We start from the raw sequence: 14,096 nt of genomic DNA, 5'->3' as shown, positions 1-14,096 counted from the left end.
ATTGTCTATCGTGTATACGATTGGGGAAGCGCTGATTGATTTTATTCCAACGGAAAAGGGCATCGGGCTGAAGGATGTGGGCGGGTTCGAACGGGCTGCCGGCGGGGCTCCGTTCAATGTGGCGTGCGCGGTTGCGAAGCTCGGCGGCTCAAGCTCGTTTATCGGCAAATTGGGCCGCGACGCGTTCGGGGATTTCCTCGTCGAGACGATGAGCGGCATAGGCGTGGATGTGCGTCATGTGCTTCGAACCGGCGAAGCCAAGACGGGACTTGCCTTCGTCAGCTTGAGCAGCGACGGGAACCGGGATTTCTCCTTCTACCGCAATCCGAGCGCGGACATGCTGCTCGCCGCGGACGAGATCGGAGGGATTCCGTTCGGGAGCGGCGACATTCTGCATTTTTGCTCGGTCGATTTGATCGAAGCGCCGGTGAAATATGCGCACCTTCAAGCGATTGAAGCGGTGAAAGCCATGGGCGGCATCGTCAGCTTCGATCCGAATGTGCGGCTGCCGTTGTGGAGCAGTCCGGAGGCGTGCCGGCGGACGATTCTGGCGTTTCTTCCGAAAGCGCACATCGTGAAGATCAGCGATGAGGAGCTAGCCTTCGTCACCGGGCTGGAGGACGAGGAACAAGCGATCGCCTCGTTGTTCACGGGCGACGTCCGGCACGTGGTGTATACGAAAGGCGCAGCCGGCGCCGTCTGGTATACGGCGGACGAACGGGTCGCCGTCCCGGGGCACTCCGTTACCGTGGCGGACACGACCGGCGCGGGAGACGCCTTCATCGGGGCGCTGCTGTATCAATTGCATACGCGCGAATTACCGGTGAACGGTCTCGAACCGGGCGTCATCCGGGAGATGCTGGCTTACGCGAATGCGGCGGGCGCGATCGCAACGACGCGTAAAGGCGCCGTATCTTCGCTGCCGGGGAACGAGGACGTGCTGCGGATGCTTGGAGGCGTGTAGCCAGGCGGCGGTCAACCTGGGCCGCCTGGCTGGAATTGCGAATCCGGGTGTACGATCGCCCGGATGCCATGGCCAGTGATCCCGCGGCATCCATGAACGGCTTCAATCCCAAGGTTTGGGCTGCGTTTTTGTTTTCCTGAGGATGCGCAGCTTCTGCCACCATTTGCGGTGCTTTTTGCTTTCTTGATACGTTCTGAGCTGCTGCATGACCAACTTGGCGCGATCTTCGCCTTGGTACTTGATTCGGATTTCCTCATAAAAGCGGTTCGGGTCCATCGTATTCGATCACCTGTTGTCCTTATAATGTGCGTAAATAGGTATGTTTTTCCTCAAGGAACGTGTGTTCTCATTATACTTCGGTTGAAGAGCGACATGCAAATGGGCGGACGCCGGACCAGCCGCGAATACGTACTGTCGAACCGCCTGCTTTCCTGCCGGGGAAGCGGGCTATTCGTATGCAAGGGGCTGCGTCCCGGTCCGTGTGCCGTATTAAGCCGGGGAGACCGGGGGAGGAAAGACAGCTCGGCCTAGTGAATACAATACCTGATAGAGGGGTACTTCCTGGGATATCGTGTTTGTTTGTGGCCAAACAAAACATCGATACGTCAGGCGGCTGCGCCTTTTTTCTGTCGCTACATACCTGTGCTGGAACAGGCTTGGCACTTCAGGGGCACGAGCATAAAAACATCACGAAGCGGAAATGTCGATCATATGATGTAATAAAGTCTGAAAATTCCAACATTTCATTAATCGCGAAAAACGGTATTCCATCATCCTGAAGGAGTAGGTGAACGTGATGGCTGACTTGTCGGTGCCGCTGTCTTTTCCCCGTTCGCGGCAGGAGCAGTTGGAATGGTTGAGACGTTGGAAGGGTCAAGCGTACATGGACGATCTCAAGCCTGAGCTGTTAAGCGACGCGGATGTATCGAGGTTGTTCCGCTCCGTTTATTTGGGCTTCCTGAAGCTGGAGGAGGCGGCGGACGAATTGATGCTCTAAAGCCAAGAGGAAGAGAGGAGGATACGGCATGAACCGTTCCGAACCGTTCATTCGCAAGGCGGAGCTGTACGGAGCCGCCAATTACCATCCGCTGCCGATCGTCATCACACGCGCCGAAGGCGTTTGGCTGGAGGATGCGGACGGCAGGCGTTACTTGGATATGCTGAGCGCCTACTCGGCTGTGAATCAGGGGCACCGGCATCCGAAAATTATTCAGGCGTTGACGGAGCAGGCCGGACGGGTCACGTTAACGTCGCGGGCGTTTCACCACGACCTGGCCGGAGACTGGTACGAAGCGGTATGCCGCTGGACGGGCAAAACGACCGTGCTTCCGATGAACACCGGGGCGGAGGCGGTCGAAACGGCGATCAAGGCGGCACGGCGTTGGGCGTACGAGGTCAAAGGCATTCCTGATTCGCAGGCGGAAATCATCGTGTGCCGGAACAACTTCCACGGGCGCACGATTGCCGTGACCTCCGCCTCCACCGAGCCCGCATACCGGGCGGGCTTCGGTCCGTTCACGCCAGGCTTCGTCACGGTGCCGTTCGGCGACGCCGAAGCGCTGCGGCAAGCGATAAACGAGCGAACGGCTGCTTTCCTGTTCGAGCCGATACAAGGCGAAGCCGGGATCATCATTCCGCCTGCCGGTTATTTGCGCGAGGCCGCCGCTTTATGCCGCAGTCACGGGGTGTTGACGATCGCGGACGAAATTCAGACGGGGCTCGGCCGGACAGGGAAGAAGTTCGCCTGCGACTGGGAAGACGTGCAGCCTGACGTTTACGTGCTCGGTAAAGCGCTTGGCGGCGGCGTGCTCCCGGTATCCGCCGTTGCCGGGGACCGTGAAGTGCTCGGCGTCTTCAATCCGGGCTCGCACGGCTCGACATTCGGCGGCAATCCGCTGGCCTGCGCCGTTTCGCTGGCCGCGCTGCAGGTGCTGGAGGACGAGAATCTGGCCGAACGCGCCCGGACGTCAGGCGTTTGGCTGCTGGAACGGCTCAAGCAGATCCGCTCGCCCCTGATTCGGGACGTCCGCGGTCAAGGACTGCTGATCGGGATAGAGCTTCAGGGGCCGGCCAGACCGTACTGCGAGCGCTTGATGGAAGCCGGATTGCTCTGTAAAGAAACGCACGATCGCGTCATCCGGATAGCTCCGCCGCTGACGATTCGGGAGGATGAGCTTGATTGGGCGGCAGATTGCGTAGAAGACGTATTGACGGAAAGGAGCTGACGGCGTGAATCCTTACTCCCGTAAGGGCTTGTCAAGGTTGACGCCGCTTAAGCTCATTTCCGAATGCTGGTAAGGGAGGCGCCCGTATGCTGGATCCGATGCTTCGACGAAGCGTACTGACCGTGGCGGAGCTTGCTCCGGTCCGGTGGCTCTTTGAGAAACACGGCATGAAGTTCGGCGTCGATCGATTCATTGCCGGAGAATCGCTGCCCGAGGCGCTCTCCCAAGTGAAAAGGCTGAACGAGCGCGGACTGCTGGCTACGCTCGATCTGCTGGGCGAGAACGTATCGGATGCTCGTCAGGCCGAGCAAACCGCCGCCGCCATTGCGGAGCTGTTCCCGGTCATCGAACGGCATGGGCTGCGCGCGAACGTATCCGTCAAACTGACGCAGCTCGGGTTGAAGACGGATCCTCGACTATGCTTGAAGCTCATGGAACGCATCGCAGGCGAGGCGGCCGCTTGCCGGAATTTCGTGCGGATCGATATGGAGGACTCTTCGGTCACGCAGGCGACGGTGGATTTGTTTCGCCAGCTGCGCAGCGGTTTCGGTCCGGAACGGATCGGACTCGTTCTGCAATCGTATCTGTTCCGGAGCGAGCAGGACGTCCGGGAGATCGGAACGCAAGGGACGAACCTGCGCATTGTCAAAGGCGCTTACCGCGAACCGCCCGATGTCGCGTATCGCCTTAAGCGGGAGGTGGACGCGGCCTACGTCCGTCTAGTTCGCGCCCACCTGGAGCAGGGCGGGTACGCGGCGGTGGCGACGCATGACCCGCGGATGATCGGCAGCGTGCTTGAGCTGACCGAACGACTGGCCGTTCCCCGGCATCGGTTCGAATTTCAGATGCTATACGGGATTGCCGTCGATTTGCAGCGGAGTCTGGCGGATGCCGGTTATGCCGTGCGGGTTTACACGCCGTTCGGCCGTCATTGGTACCCTTACTTTACGCGGCGCATCGCCGAGCGGCCGGCGAATTTCTGGTTCGTGGCCAAGCATTTGTTCCGGTCTTCATCCGATTATGCAGGACAGAGGTGAGCAGCATGACGAAGCTAACGGGCAGGACGCTGTCCATTATCGGGGTGCCTATGGACTTGGGAGCAAGCCGGTGCGGCGCGGACATGGGACCGACCGCGATTCGCAACGCCGGTCTGGTCAGCCGATTGGAGCAGCTTGGGCACAGCGTTAAGGATGAAGGAGACTTGGTCGTGAAACGGTGCAGCTCCTTGTCCGTTCCGGGGACGGCAAGCTCCCTGCGCCATCTGGACGAAATCGCGGCAGTCAACGAACGTCTGTGCGAGGCGGTGGCGAAGGCGGCGGGAGACGGCCGCCTGCCGCTTGTGCTCGGCGGCGATCACAGCATCGCCATCGGCACGGTGGCCGGGATGTCCAGCCGCGTCGACAAGCTGGGTCTCATCTGGTTCGACGCCCATGGCGACGTGAATACCGCCGAGACTACGCCCTCCGGCAACATCCACGGGATGTCCCTGGCGGTTGCGCTCGGCTGCGGGCATCCCCGATTAACCGGGATTGGCGGCAAGACGGAGAAGGTGCAGCCGGAGCATACGGTGCTGGTCGGCGCGCGATCGCTCGACCCCGGCGAACGTGAATTTCTCAAGAAGCGGGGCATCCTTGTGTTTACGATGCGCGATATCGAGCGGCTCGGCATTGAAGAGGTCATGAAGCGGGCGATGGACCGGGCAGCGGACGGTACGGACGGCCTTCATCTGAGCCTTGACCTCGACGGGCTCGATCCGTGCGAAGCTCCGGGTGTCGGTACGCCTGTCCCCGGCGGAATCCGCTTGCGCGAGAGTTTGCTTGCGATGGAACTGCTGGCCGACGCGGGCGTGCTCCGAAGCGCCGAGTTCGTCGAGGTGAACCCGCTGCTCGATCGGCAGAACCGGACGGCTCTGGCCGCGGTTGAGCTCATCGGCGCGTTGTTCGGGGAGAAGATTTTGTGAGTGGGGGCGCTGGCGGGGGGCTCGCCGTGCGGCTGCGTTCGGGCGGGGCTTCAACGCGGCGCGCATATTTTTCAAGCCCAGGGACAAATTGTTAGTATAACATGTTCGGACCCGGTCCGAGGAAGGTGGAATACGATTGATCGCTCACGATATCACCGCCATGCTGGACGATAGTATTCAAACGGTGGCAGGCTCGAATACGAATATTTTGGTCGGACCGATACGGCTGCCGGTCGAGTTGGACGGGGAAACGGTCCTGTTTCAGTGGTACTGCTGGCTTCCGGTTCATGATCCGGCGGCAGCCCGAATATGCCGGGAACAGGCGGATACGGAGCAATTGATCGAACGTCTCTCTTCCTTTAACTTGGCGGAGAAGCAGCAGTCCAGCGTGCTGGTGTACGGTGATTTTGCCGGCGCCGAGCGGGCGCTCATCCGCATGCACAGCATTTGTCACACCGGTGACATTTTTGGCAGCAAGCGCTGCGATTGCGGGTTTCAATTGCATGAATCGATGAAGATGATCGTACGGCACGGAACGGGCGCGCTATGTTACTTGGCTAATCATGAGGGGCGGGGCATCGGCTTATTCAGCAAGGCGATGGCCTACATTTTGCAGGAGAAAGGACTTGATACCGTGGAAGCCAACCTGGAGCTCGGCTTCAAGGACGATGCGCGCAATTATGACGACGCGATCAGCATCCTTCGATTTTTGCGGCAAAAGCCGGTGACATTGATCACGAACAACCCGAAGAAGCTGGAAGCGCTCAAGGCTTCGGGCATGAACGTCGAAGACCGAATTCCGTTGTGGGGTGACATTTCGCCGTATAACGAAAAATATTTGCAAACCAAAGTGGCGCGTTCCGGCCATTGGAGAAGCGGCGCGGGGTGTCCGAATGAAGATGACTAGCCGGTGTCCGAAAGTCAAATCCTTTTGCCGTCCGCCGGCGCATATAACGAATGGAAGAAGTAAACAGTGCCCTTCGCGCCTTCATCTAAGGCGGCGAAGGGTATTTTTATATGTCGAAACGAAGCGGGGCCCCTTCCGGCTTTTCCATTCACGATAGAGCTCATGATTTGGCGAAAAATCGGCTTTCTACATGATAAATGTGGAAACATGCATAAAATTTGGAAAATTATCGAAAAAAAAGAAGGGATTCATATCCTAAATGTGGAATTAAATGCTAATCAAAGCTGCCAATCGCATAGGCTTTCCTACTTGGGTCGCATACGATTGGGGTCAAGCGCAGGGAAATCAAGCTTGACCGAATAGGATGTCAAACGGTGTAAGCCGCTATGCATCCGTTCCTCCCGGGGTCGCTCAGCCCGGCGGACCACAAGCATGAGTCGCGCATGGATGCAGGCAGAGCGAGCGCCTGCCCGCCTATTCCGGCTTCCGAGTTTAAGCCTGCCTGCATTTCCCCAGTAAGGCATTATAGAGACAGAGGAGAAGAGAGCGATGCGAGTTACTCAAGTACTGGCGGCAAATTTTAAAAAATGGGGAGTCGACCATATTTTCGGCATTCCTGGTAAACCCATATCCCCGATTATGTTGGATTTTGATGCGGAAGGCATCGAGTTCGTCTTGACCCGGCACGAGTCGGGAGCGGGGTTCGCGGCATCCGGCTACGCCATGATGAATCGGACGTTGGGTGTGGCCGTCGGCACGTCAGGGCCGGGCGGAACGAATTTATTGACGGCGGCCGGACAAGCGAAGGCGTATCATGTCCCCTTGTTGATCCTGACCGGACAACCTTCGGCGGAAGACTCGGGAAAGGCGATGGGACAAGACTCGAGTCTATTCGGTACGGATCTGGTGAAAATGTTCGAACCCGTCACGCTTTTCAGCGCACGAGTGGAGCGTGCGGATTTGGTGCAGCGGTATGTGCAGCATGCGATTGAGAAAGCTTGCTCCGGCATAAAAGGTCCCGCGCATTTGTGCATTCCTTTCGACATCTTGACAGCGTCCATCGAACCGTTCTCCATTCCCTTGCCGACGCACATCCCGAAGCTGATCTCGCCGAATCTCGATGATGCGATCGAGCTCATCGGAAACGCGCGGAAGCCGGTTCTCCTGCTTGGCAAAGGCGTCATGGCGGCGAACGCGTATGAGGAGGTGCGCACGCTGGCCGAAAGCTTCCGGCTCCCGGTCATCTTAAGTCCGGGCGGCAAAGGAGCGTTCCCGACCTCGCACCCGCTTTGCCTCGGCAACTTCGGTTTAGGCGGTACGGAAGCCGCGCGGCAGTATTTGAAATCGGGTGTGGATCTGATGATCGTCGTCGGCAGCAAATTGAGCGATATGACCTTGTCCGGGTTCACCCCGGAGATGATGCCGCAGCAGGTGATCCACTTCGATTGCGATGCGACCTTCGTCGGCAAGGCGCTGCCGGTCAAGACGTGCCTTGTGCTGGGTGACGCCAAGGAAAACTTGCAGCGTATGAACGCGCGGTTGAAGAAAGGCGCCGGATTCATCGAGCTGGAGCATACGGCGGCGCAAGCGGCAGCCGCGGCAACGGCCGGAGAGGTCGAGGAAACGCCTCTAAGCGATGCGGAGGCCGGCGTGTTGTCGGCGGTTGACGCCGTTCGTGCGTTGCGCGACGCTTTGCCCTCCGATGCTATCGTTTTTGGCGACGACGGCAGCCATACGTTCTACGCGCTTCAGCATTTCGCTGTCGAGCAAGCCGGGACCTTTGTGTTCGATGACGTGTTCGGCGCGATGGGCCATGCGATCGGTTATGCGATCGGCGCGAAAGCGGCTGCTCCGGACCGCACCGTCGTGTGTTTAACGGGGGACGGCTGCATCATGATGCACGGCACCGAAGTGTCTACGGCAGCCAATCACCGGCTCCCCGTTATCTTCGTCGTACTGAACAACGGAAGGCTGGACATGGTCGATAAAGGGATGTCTTACAATACCGGTCGCAGCGTGGGGGCGATTTATACGGCGCCGCTTGATGCGGCGATGTTTGCGCAGTCCTTGGGAGCGGCCGGCCACCGGTGCTTCGACGCCGATCAGGTGCGAACGGCTGTTACCGTAGCTTTGCGGCATAACGGACCGACGGTTATCGAGATCATGGTCGATCCGTTGGAAATTCCGCCGATTTTAACCCGATTGTTAACGTTAGACTAATGCATGCCATCAAGGAGGAGCTGTCTATGAGCGAAGATCGTTATTTACAAGGCAAACAAGTCATGTCCAAGCTTACCGGACTGGAACAGTTTCCGCCGCTTGAAGCGATTCGCGGCTTTTACCCGGCGTTCGAGGAACTCATTGTCATGAACGGTTTCGGCGACATCTATACGAGACCTGCGCTGGACGAGAAGCAGCGGGAGCTGATTACGCTATCGTCGCTCGTTACGCAAGGCGCGGTCGATCAGCTGGACTTTCATGTCCATGCGGCGTTGAACGTCGGGGTACGGCCGGTGGACATCGTGGAGCTTCTCATGCATTGCTCCGCTTACGTGGGGTTCCCGAAAGCGATCGGCGCGCTGCAGGTCGTCATGAGGATTTATCAAGAGCGGGGCGTGAGTGTGGAAACGGAAGCGCGCGCGTAACCTGCGGAGTGCAGCCAAGAAGAACCGTCCGTGTTTGAACTGCTACCCTCTATGTAGACATGGCATTAAAAAGCCGAAAAAGTCTACATAGGGGGTTGTTTTTTCATGTCCAAAAAAGGATCCATTCATCGTAAACATTCGCAGGAGTTTAAAGTAAGGCTTGTGGAGCAGCATCTTAAAGAAGGCATATCCATAGAAATACTGGCTGTCCAGCACCAATTAGAACCAAGGCTTATCCGTAGTTGGAGGACAATCTATATCGAGCATGGTGCGAGCGGCTTACAGCCTAAAGCGAAGGGCAGACCTAAGGGGACGCCTGCTATTGGCAGACCTAAGACGACCTTCACTTCCGAGATGGAACGATTACAGTACGAGAACGCGAAACTAAAATTGGAGATCGCACAATTAAAAAAACTCCAAATTATCTAAGGGGGGATGTCTAGTTCCCGTTCAGGTCATCACAAGAATTGCGTATGAATCCATCCGGGAACTGTCCTCCGAATTGAGCATAAACATGCTTTGTAACATGGCGTGTGTCTCCAAGTCGGGTTATTACAAATGGCTTGCTCGAAGGGGAAAACCAAATCGTTGGCAGGTGGAGGAGCAGTCGCTTATGAAAAGAATCGAGGCTGGCCTCAATCTAGATTAAAAAACAACGCACCCATTCCCTACAGGAATGAGTGCGCTTAGCGGCTTTAATATCTCTGTCTACAAAAACTTGACCAGTTCAGAGCGGACGGTTCTTCTTGGCGTATACAAGCGTGCGTAACCTATGCAGCTTTACTTGCTGTACGGCGGCTGCGCTGAGGGCAGCGGAAGCACGACGGTCATCGTCGTCCCGACATATTTCGTAGAGGTGATATCGATCGTGCCGCCATGGTTTTCGATAATGCGGTAGCTGACGGACAGCCCGAGCCCAAGCCCGTTCTCCTTGGTGGAAAAGAAAGGATGCAATATTTGCTTCAGCTCGTTCTCGGTTAACCCGATACCGTTATCTTCGATTCGAATCCGCACATGCTTATCGTCGCGTTCGATGCTGACTTGGATCGTACCTTTCTCGTGTAAAGCTTCCAGGGCATTTTGCAATATATTAATGAGCACTTGTTTGATTTGCGCGGGGTCGGCATGCAGGTAGATCGGTTGACCGCTTAGGGGGTATTGAACGTAAGCGTTTTTCATAATAAACTGGCTTTCCATGAAATGCAGCGTATCTTCGACGAGGGATTGAATATCGATCTGCTTGCGGTCGGGTACGCTGGGCTTGGCCATCAGCACAAATTGCGAAACGAGGTCGTTTAATCCGAGCAGCTCGCTGTACACCATATCGATATACAGCTTTTCTTTCTCCGGGGGGACAGCGCCTGATTTGAACATCTTGATAAATCCGATAATGGACGTGAGCGGATTGCGGATTTCGTGGGCGAGTCCGGCCGCCAGCTTGCCGATGGCGGAATATTTCTCGGCGGCGATAATTTGCTTCTCGAGCATATGGCGCTCGGTAATGTCGCGAAACTGCGCGCACATGCCTTTGGTCCGGCGGTGCTCGTCATAAATGATATAACTGTCGAATTGGCAGACGAGTCCGCCGTTCAGCGGATTGCCGAACGTAATTTCCACATTTTCAAAGGATTTGCCGTGCTGCAGCACTTCAAACATATATCGGCCGAACGGATCGATGTCGAACACGGAGCAGCCGATCAGATCGGCCTTCGCGCTTTGCGTAATTTGTTCGATGAACGGGCTGGATTCCGTAATGCGGCCGTAAACGTCGGTAATGATGATCCCGTAGCGCATATTTTCGATTAATATGCGGTTGAGCAGGTCGAGCTGACGATTATTTTTGATCAGCAGGATCTCCCGTTCGATCGAATCGACAATGTTGCTGAGCAGCGTCAAATAAATCGGGTTGTTCTGCTCCAGAGTAGTCAATAACGAAATCGTTCCCGAAAGCGGGAATATGCTGCAGAAATGAAACGGGACGCTGTAACAAGCCGATTGATGAAGCGCCTGATGGTAGTGCTCTTCCCCGATAATGGCCACCGGCGCGTCGACCTGTAAGGCAAGATGTACCGAATTCGTGCCCATATCTTCTTCGCTGTATTGAATGCCCTTGATGATGCCGAGATCCATGACGGTTTTCTTAATTAACTGGTCGCCGTACATTTCAAGAATAAATCCTTGCTCGTCGGTTAGAACGAGAAGGATCGGGGTGTGCGACAACAAGTGGATGACCCGCCCGGCAAAGAGGCTCATGACGGACAGCAGCTCGTCATATTTCATGCGTCGGTTATATAGTTCACGAGCTGACAGTTTCTTGGAAGGGGATGGAATAAGAGCAGGATTTAATCCGATTTGTTTACAGCGTTCTTGAGATTCCAGTATGGCGTCCATCACATTGTTACTCATTCTTGTCTTTACTCCTGTTCATTTATTCCATAATATGGGTTACCTGTTATATTATATATCGAGATAGTTGAAAAATATGTCAGTTAATGTCGTATCGATAAATATTGTTTGGATGTGAAGTCCGACGAATACGCGCTTGAAAGCAGCGGGAAGGACACCCGCCCGCAGGCGGTTGGCCCGGGAAAATGCGGATCGGCAGGGGGCTGCGCTTGTCCCCTCGCTTGTCCCCTCAGCCCATCCCAAGTATGATGAGAACAAACGGGATGCCGTTAATGAACATCTGCTGGTTGAAACGGAGGAGGTCATGAAGATGGGCAAGGAGAACCTTGATGCCAAACGGCCCGTAGCGCTCGTCACAGGGGCTTCCAGCGGGTTCGGCCTGCTCGTTTCGGTGACGCTGGCGCGCCGGGGATATCGGGTCGTCGCCACGATGCGTAACGTGGCAGCCCGCGAACATCTGCTGGAACGGGCGGTGCGGGACGGCGTAGGGGAGCTGATCGAAACGATGCCGCTTGACGTGACCAAGCCGGAATCGATTGAGCTGGCCGTCGCTGCCGTAACGGAGCGGTACGGGCGGATCGACGCGCTGGTGAACAACGCCGGCATGGCCGTCGGCGGGTTCGTCGAGGATGTGCCGATGGAGCGGTTCCGCGAGCAGCTGGAGACGAACTTCTTCGGTTTGGTCGCCGTCACGAAAGCGGTGCTGCCGCATATGCGAGAGCACCGTTCCGGCTGTATCGTCAATGTAAGCAGCATCAGCGGCCGTTCGGCTTTCCCGGGATACTCGGCTTATGCCGCGTCCAAGTTCGCGGTCGAAGGGTTCAGCGAATCGCTGCGATTGGAGATGAGACCGTACGGCGTACGCGTCGTCCTGATCGAGCCGGGCGCTTACCGCACTGCGATTTGGCAGAAAGGCTTTGATACGATCTGCACGTCAGCCACGTCTCCCTACCGCGAGCCGCTCGCGCGCGTCCTGCGTTATTCGCGGCAGGCCGCGCAAGCGGCGCCCGACCCCCGGGAAGTGGCCGATCGGATCGCCGGGGTGGTTGCTTTGTCCAACCCGAGTTTGCGGTACCCGCTTGGCAGGGGCGCCAAAATCGCGCTGCGGGCGAAAGCGCTGCTGCCATGGAACTTGTACGAGCGCGTGCTGCTCCGTATATTGAACTGACTTTGGGCTCATTCATCATTTTGGCGTATACTAACGGATATACGGTTTTGAACTTTCGGACGAGGAGATAAGGCAGATGGATAGCAACGAATTTGAACAACATCTGGAAAAATATGCGGAGCTCGTCGTACGCGTCGGCGTCAACATTCAACCGGGTCAGGTGCTGCTGGTGGAATCGCCGCTCGAAGCCGCCGGGTTTACCCGCAAGGTGGTGCAAAAAGCGTATCAAGCGGGGGCCAAATATGTTCAGGTGCAGTGGGACGACGAGGAAGTGACGAAAACCCGTTTCGCTTATGCGCCGGACGAGTCGTTTTCTTATTACCCGGCGTGGACTGCGCAAATGATGGAACAGCTCGCAGAAGGCGGGGGAGCGCTGCTGAACATCAAAGTGCCCGACCCCGAATTATACAAGGGCGTTGACTCGCATAAAGTAACGGCTGCCACGAAAGCGGCCGCTGTGGCGCGCCAAAAGTTTCAAGGCTATGTACGCAATAAAAAGTTCAGCTGGTGCTTGGTGAAAGCTCCGACCCGCGCATGGGCGGCCAAAGTATTCGCCGATCTGCCGGAGGATGAGCGGATTCAGGCGATGTGGGACACCATTTTCAAGATGAACCGGGTGGATCGGGAGGGTCCGATCGCGGCGTGGCAAGCGCATATCGACCGGCTGAAGACGGCGAAAGACGATTTGAATGCGAAGAAATATAAAAAGCTGCATTACCGGGCACCGGGCACCGACTTGTCCGTAGAGCTGCCGGAGGGCCATATTTGGCATGGCGGCGGCACAACCGACGATCAGGGCGTTTATTTCGTAGCCAATCTGCCTACCGAAGAAGTGTATACGCTGCCTCATCGCCTGGGAGTCCACGGGACGGTGACGAGTACGAAGCCGCTCAATTTGAATGGCCGGCTGGTGGAAGGCTTTTCGCTCACCTTTGAGAACGGCCGGATCGTCGATTATTCGGCGGAAGCGGGTTTGGACTATTTAACCGCACTGCTGGAAACCGACGAGGGAGCCCGTTATCTGGGGGAAGTCGCGCTTGTTCCGCACGACTCGCCGATATCGAATTTGAACCGGGTGTTTTACAACACCGGGGTCGACGAGAACGCCTCGTGCCATTTTGCCATCGGCAGCGCGTATCCTTTTACGCTGGAGGGCGGTACGCGAATGACGCAGGAGGAGCTGCTGGCGAAGGGCGCGAATGTCAGTCTGACGCATGTCGACTTTATGGTCGGATCGGCCGAGCTCGATATTGACGGAGAGCTGCCGGACGGCAAGCGAGAGCCGTTGTTCCGGCAAGGGAACTGGGTGACGGGCAGAGCTCATGCGAACTAGATGCGGCAGGCTGGTCAGAAGCGGAATGTTCGGGCGCTGCGGCGCACGGCGTTCCGCTTTTTGGCCGTGAGCGCGCAAGTGCTGCCGTTCGTCATCCGAGCAGCTCATGATTTCGAAGCGGGCAAAGGAATTTATTCGACGATGGAGAAATAATAACACGGACAGCCCGCATACATATTGTAAGAATGAGTCGTATAGCCTTACCTGAGAGGATCAAAATGACATGAATGTCCAGCATGCAAACAGGCTGCCGGCTTCGCTTATTACTCTTGCGCGGGAGGATTCGTATGAAAAGTAAGCTGGCTTCCGCTCTATCGCTATCTGTCCTGGCCGGCGTCGGTTTATGGGCCGCCGGCTGCACTTCCTCAGCCGGCTCGCCGCCGGGGCGGGAAGCGCCCCTCACTGCGGCGGTGCTCCGGCAGGAGACGCTGCCGCCTGCGGAACCGGATGCGGCTGTGCCGCCTTCTGCAGCAGCGGCGCTTGCGTCC

At 56.9% G+C, this 14,096-nt stretch carries 15 protein-coding genes; 13 read left to right on the top strand and 2 right to left on the bottom strand.

The features are described 5' to 3' along the window. Position 1: 1 nt before the first annotated feature. A complete protein-coding gene (locus tag FKP33_RS07795; protein ID WP_141334429.1) occupies positions 2-964 on the top strand; it encodes a carbohydrate kinase family protein in 963 nt (320 codons plus the stop codon). 102 nt (positions 965-1,066) lie between these two features. On the opposite strand, the gene FKP33_RS27040 is transcribed toward FKP33_RS07795, so the two are convergent. Continuing rightward, the gene (locus tag FKP33_RS27040) at positions 1,067-1,240 is read right to left on the bottom strand and encodes a hypothetical protein (protein ID WP_155613858.1); all 174 of its coding nucleotides are present in this window, start codon (positions 1,238-1,240) and stop codon (positions 1,067-1,069) included. Between the two features lie 517 nt (positions 1,241-1,757). Here FKP33_RS27040 and FKP33_RS07790 point away from each other — a divergent pair. The 8 genes from FKP33_RS07790 (at position 1,758) to FKP33_RS07755 (ending at position 9,130) form a co-directional block, all read left to right on the top strand. Continuing rightward, positions 1,758-1,961 (top strand): hypothetical protein, encoded by a 204-nt coding sequence (locus tag FKP33_RS07790; RefSeq protein WP_141334428.1) that lies wholly within the window; start codon positions 1,758-1,760, stop codon positions 1,959-1,961. A 28-nt stretch (positions 1,962-1,989) separates the two neighbouring features. Continuing rightward, positions 1,990-3,189: an ornithine--oxo-acid transaminase gene (locus FKP33_RS07785; RefSeq protein ID WP_054800353.1), complete on the top strand. Its 1,200-nt coding sequence runs from the start codon at positions 1,990-1,992 to the stop codon at positions 3,187-3,189. Positions 3,190-3,275: 86 nt separating this feature from the next. Further along, complete coding sequence (locus tag FKP33_RS07780) at positions 3,276-4,226, top strand: proline dehydrogenase family protein (RefSeq protein ID WP_258313407.1); 951 nt, start codon at positions 3,276-3,278, stop codon at positions 4,224-4,226. Positions 4,227-4,231: 5 nt separating this feature from the next. After that, positions 4,232-5,149: an arginase gene (gene rocF, locus FKP33_RS07775; RefSeq protein WP_054797955.1), complete on the top strand. Its 918-nt coding sequence runs from the start codon at positions 4,232-4,234 to the stop codon at positions 5,147-5,149. 160 nt (positions 5,150-5,309) lie between these two features. After that, a complete protein-coding gene (locus tag FKP33_RS07770) occupies positions 5,310-6,056 on the top strand; it encodes a GTP cyclohydrolase II (protein ID WP_373423850.1) in 747 nt (248 codons plus the stop codon). A gap of 549 nt (positions 6,057-6,605) precedes the next feature. Next, the gene (locus tag FKP33_RS07765; RefSeq protein WP_141334426.1) at positions 6,606-8,276 is read left to right on the top strand and encodes a thiamine pyrophosphate-binding protein; all 1,671 of its coding nucleotides are present in this window, start codon (positions 6,606-6,608) and stop codon (positions 8,274-8,276) included. A 26-nt stretch (positions 8,277-8,302) separates the two neighbouring features. Continuing rightward, the gene (locus FKP33_RS07760) at positions 8,303-8,701 is read left to right on the top strand and encodes a carboxymuconolactone decarboxylase family protein (protein ID WP_054797939.1); all 399 of its coding nucleotides are present in this window, start codon (positions 8,303-8,305) and stop codon (positions 8,699-8,701) included. A gap of 105 nt (positions 8,702-8,806) precedes the next feature. Beyond that, a complete protein-coding gene (locus tag FKP33_RS07755; protein WP_141334425.1) occupies positions 8,807-9,130 on the top strand; it encodes a transposase in 324 nt (107 codons plus the stop codon). 351 nt (positions 9,131-9,481) lie between these two features. On the opposite strand, the gene FKP33_RS07750 is transcribed toward FKP33_RS07755, so the two are convergent. Then, the gene (locus FKP33_RS07750) at positions 9,482-11,107 is read right to left on the bottom strand and encodes an ATP-binding protein (protein ID WP_127607434.1); all 1,626 of its coding nucleotides are present in this window, start codon (positions 11,105-11,107) and stop codon (positions 9,482-9,484) included. Positions 11,108-11,417: 310 nt separating this feature from the next. Between FKP33_RS07750 and FKP33_RS07745 the strand changes: the two genes are divergently transcribed. From FKP33_RS07745 to FKP33_RS07735, 4 genes are all read left to right on the top strand, one after another. Further along, positions 11,418-12,275 (top strand): SDR family oxidoreductase, encoded by an 858-nt coding sequence (locus FKP33_RS07745; RefSeq protein WP_373423845.1) that lies wholly within the window; start codon positions 11,418-11,420, stop codon positions 12,273-12,275. 76 nt (positions 12,276-12,351) lie between these two features. Then, positions 12,352-13,608, top strand: a complete 1,257-nt coding sequence (locus FKP33_RS07740; protein ID WP_141334424.1) for an aminopeptidase — start codon at positions 12,352-12,354, stop codon at positions 13,606-13,608. After that, positions 13,609-13,761 (top strand): hypothetical protein, encoded by a 153-nt coding sequence (locus FKP33_RS27035; RefSeq protein WP_155613859.1) that lies wholly within the window; start codon positions 13,609-13,611, stop codon positions 13,759-13,761. It begins immediately after the preceding gene. 134 nt (positions 13,762-13,895) lie between these two features. Continuing rightward, a partial coding sequence (locus FKP33_RS07735; protein ID WP_219996640.1) for a hypothetical protein occupies positions 13,896-14,096 on the top strand: 201 nt, incomplete at its 3' end.

Source organism: Paenibacillus sp. tmac-D7 (assembly GCF_006519665.1).
Taxonomy (GTDB): domain Bacteria; phylum Bacillota; class Bacilli; order Paenibacillales; family NBRC-103111; genus Paenibacillus_G; species Paenibacillus_G validus.
The sequence above is the reverse complement of the archived record's forward strand: the minus strand, read 5'-3'. Positions and strand labels throughout refer to the sequence as shown.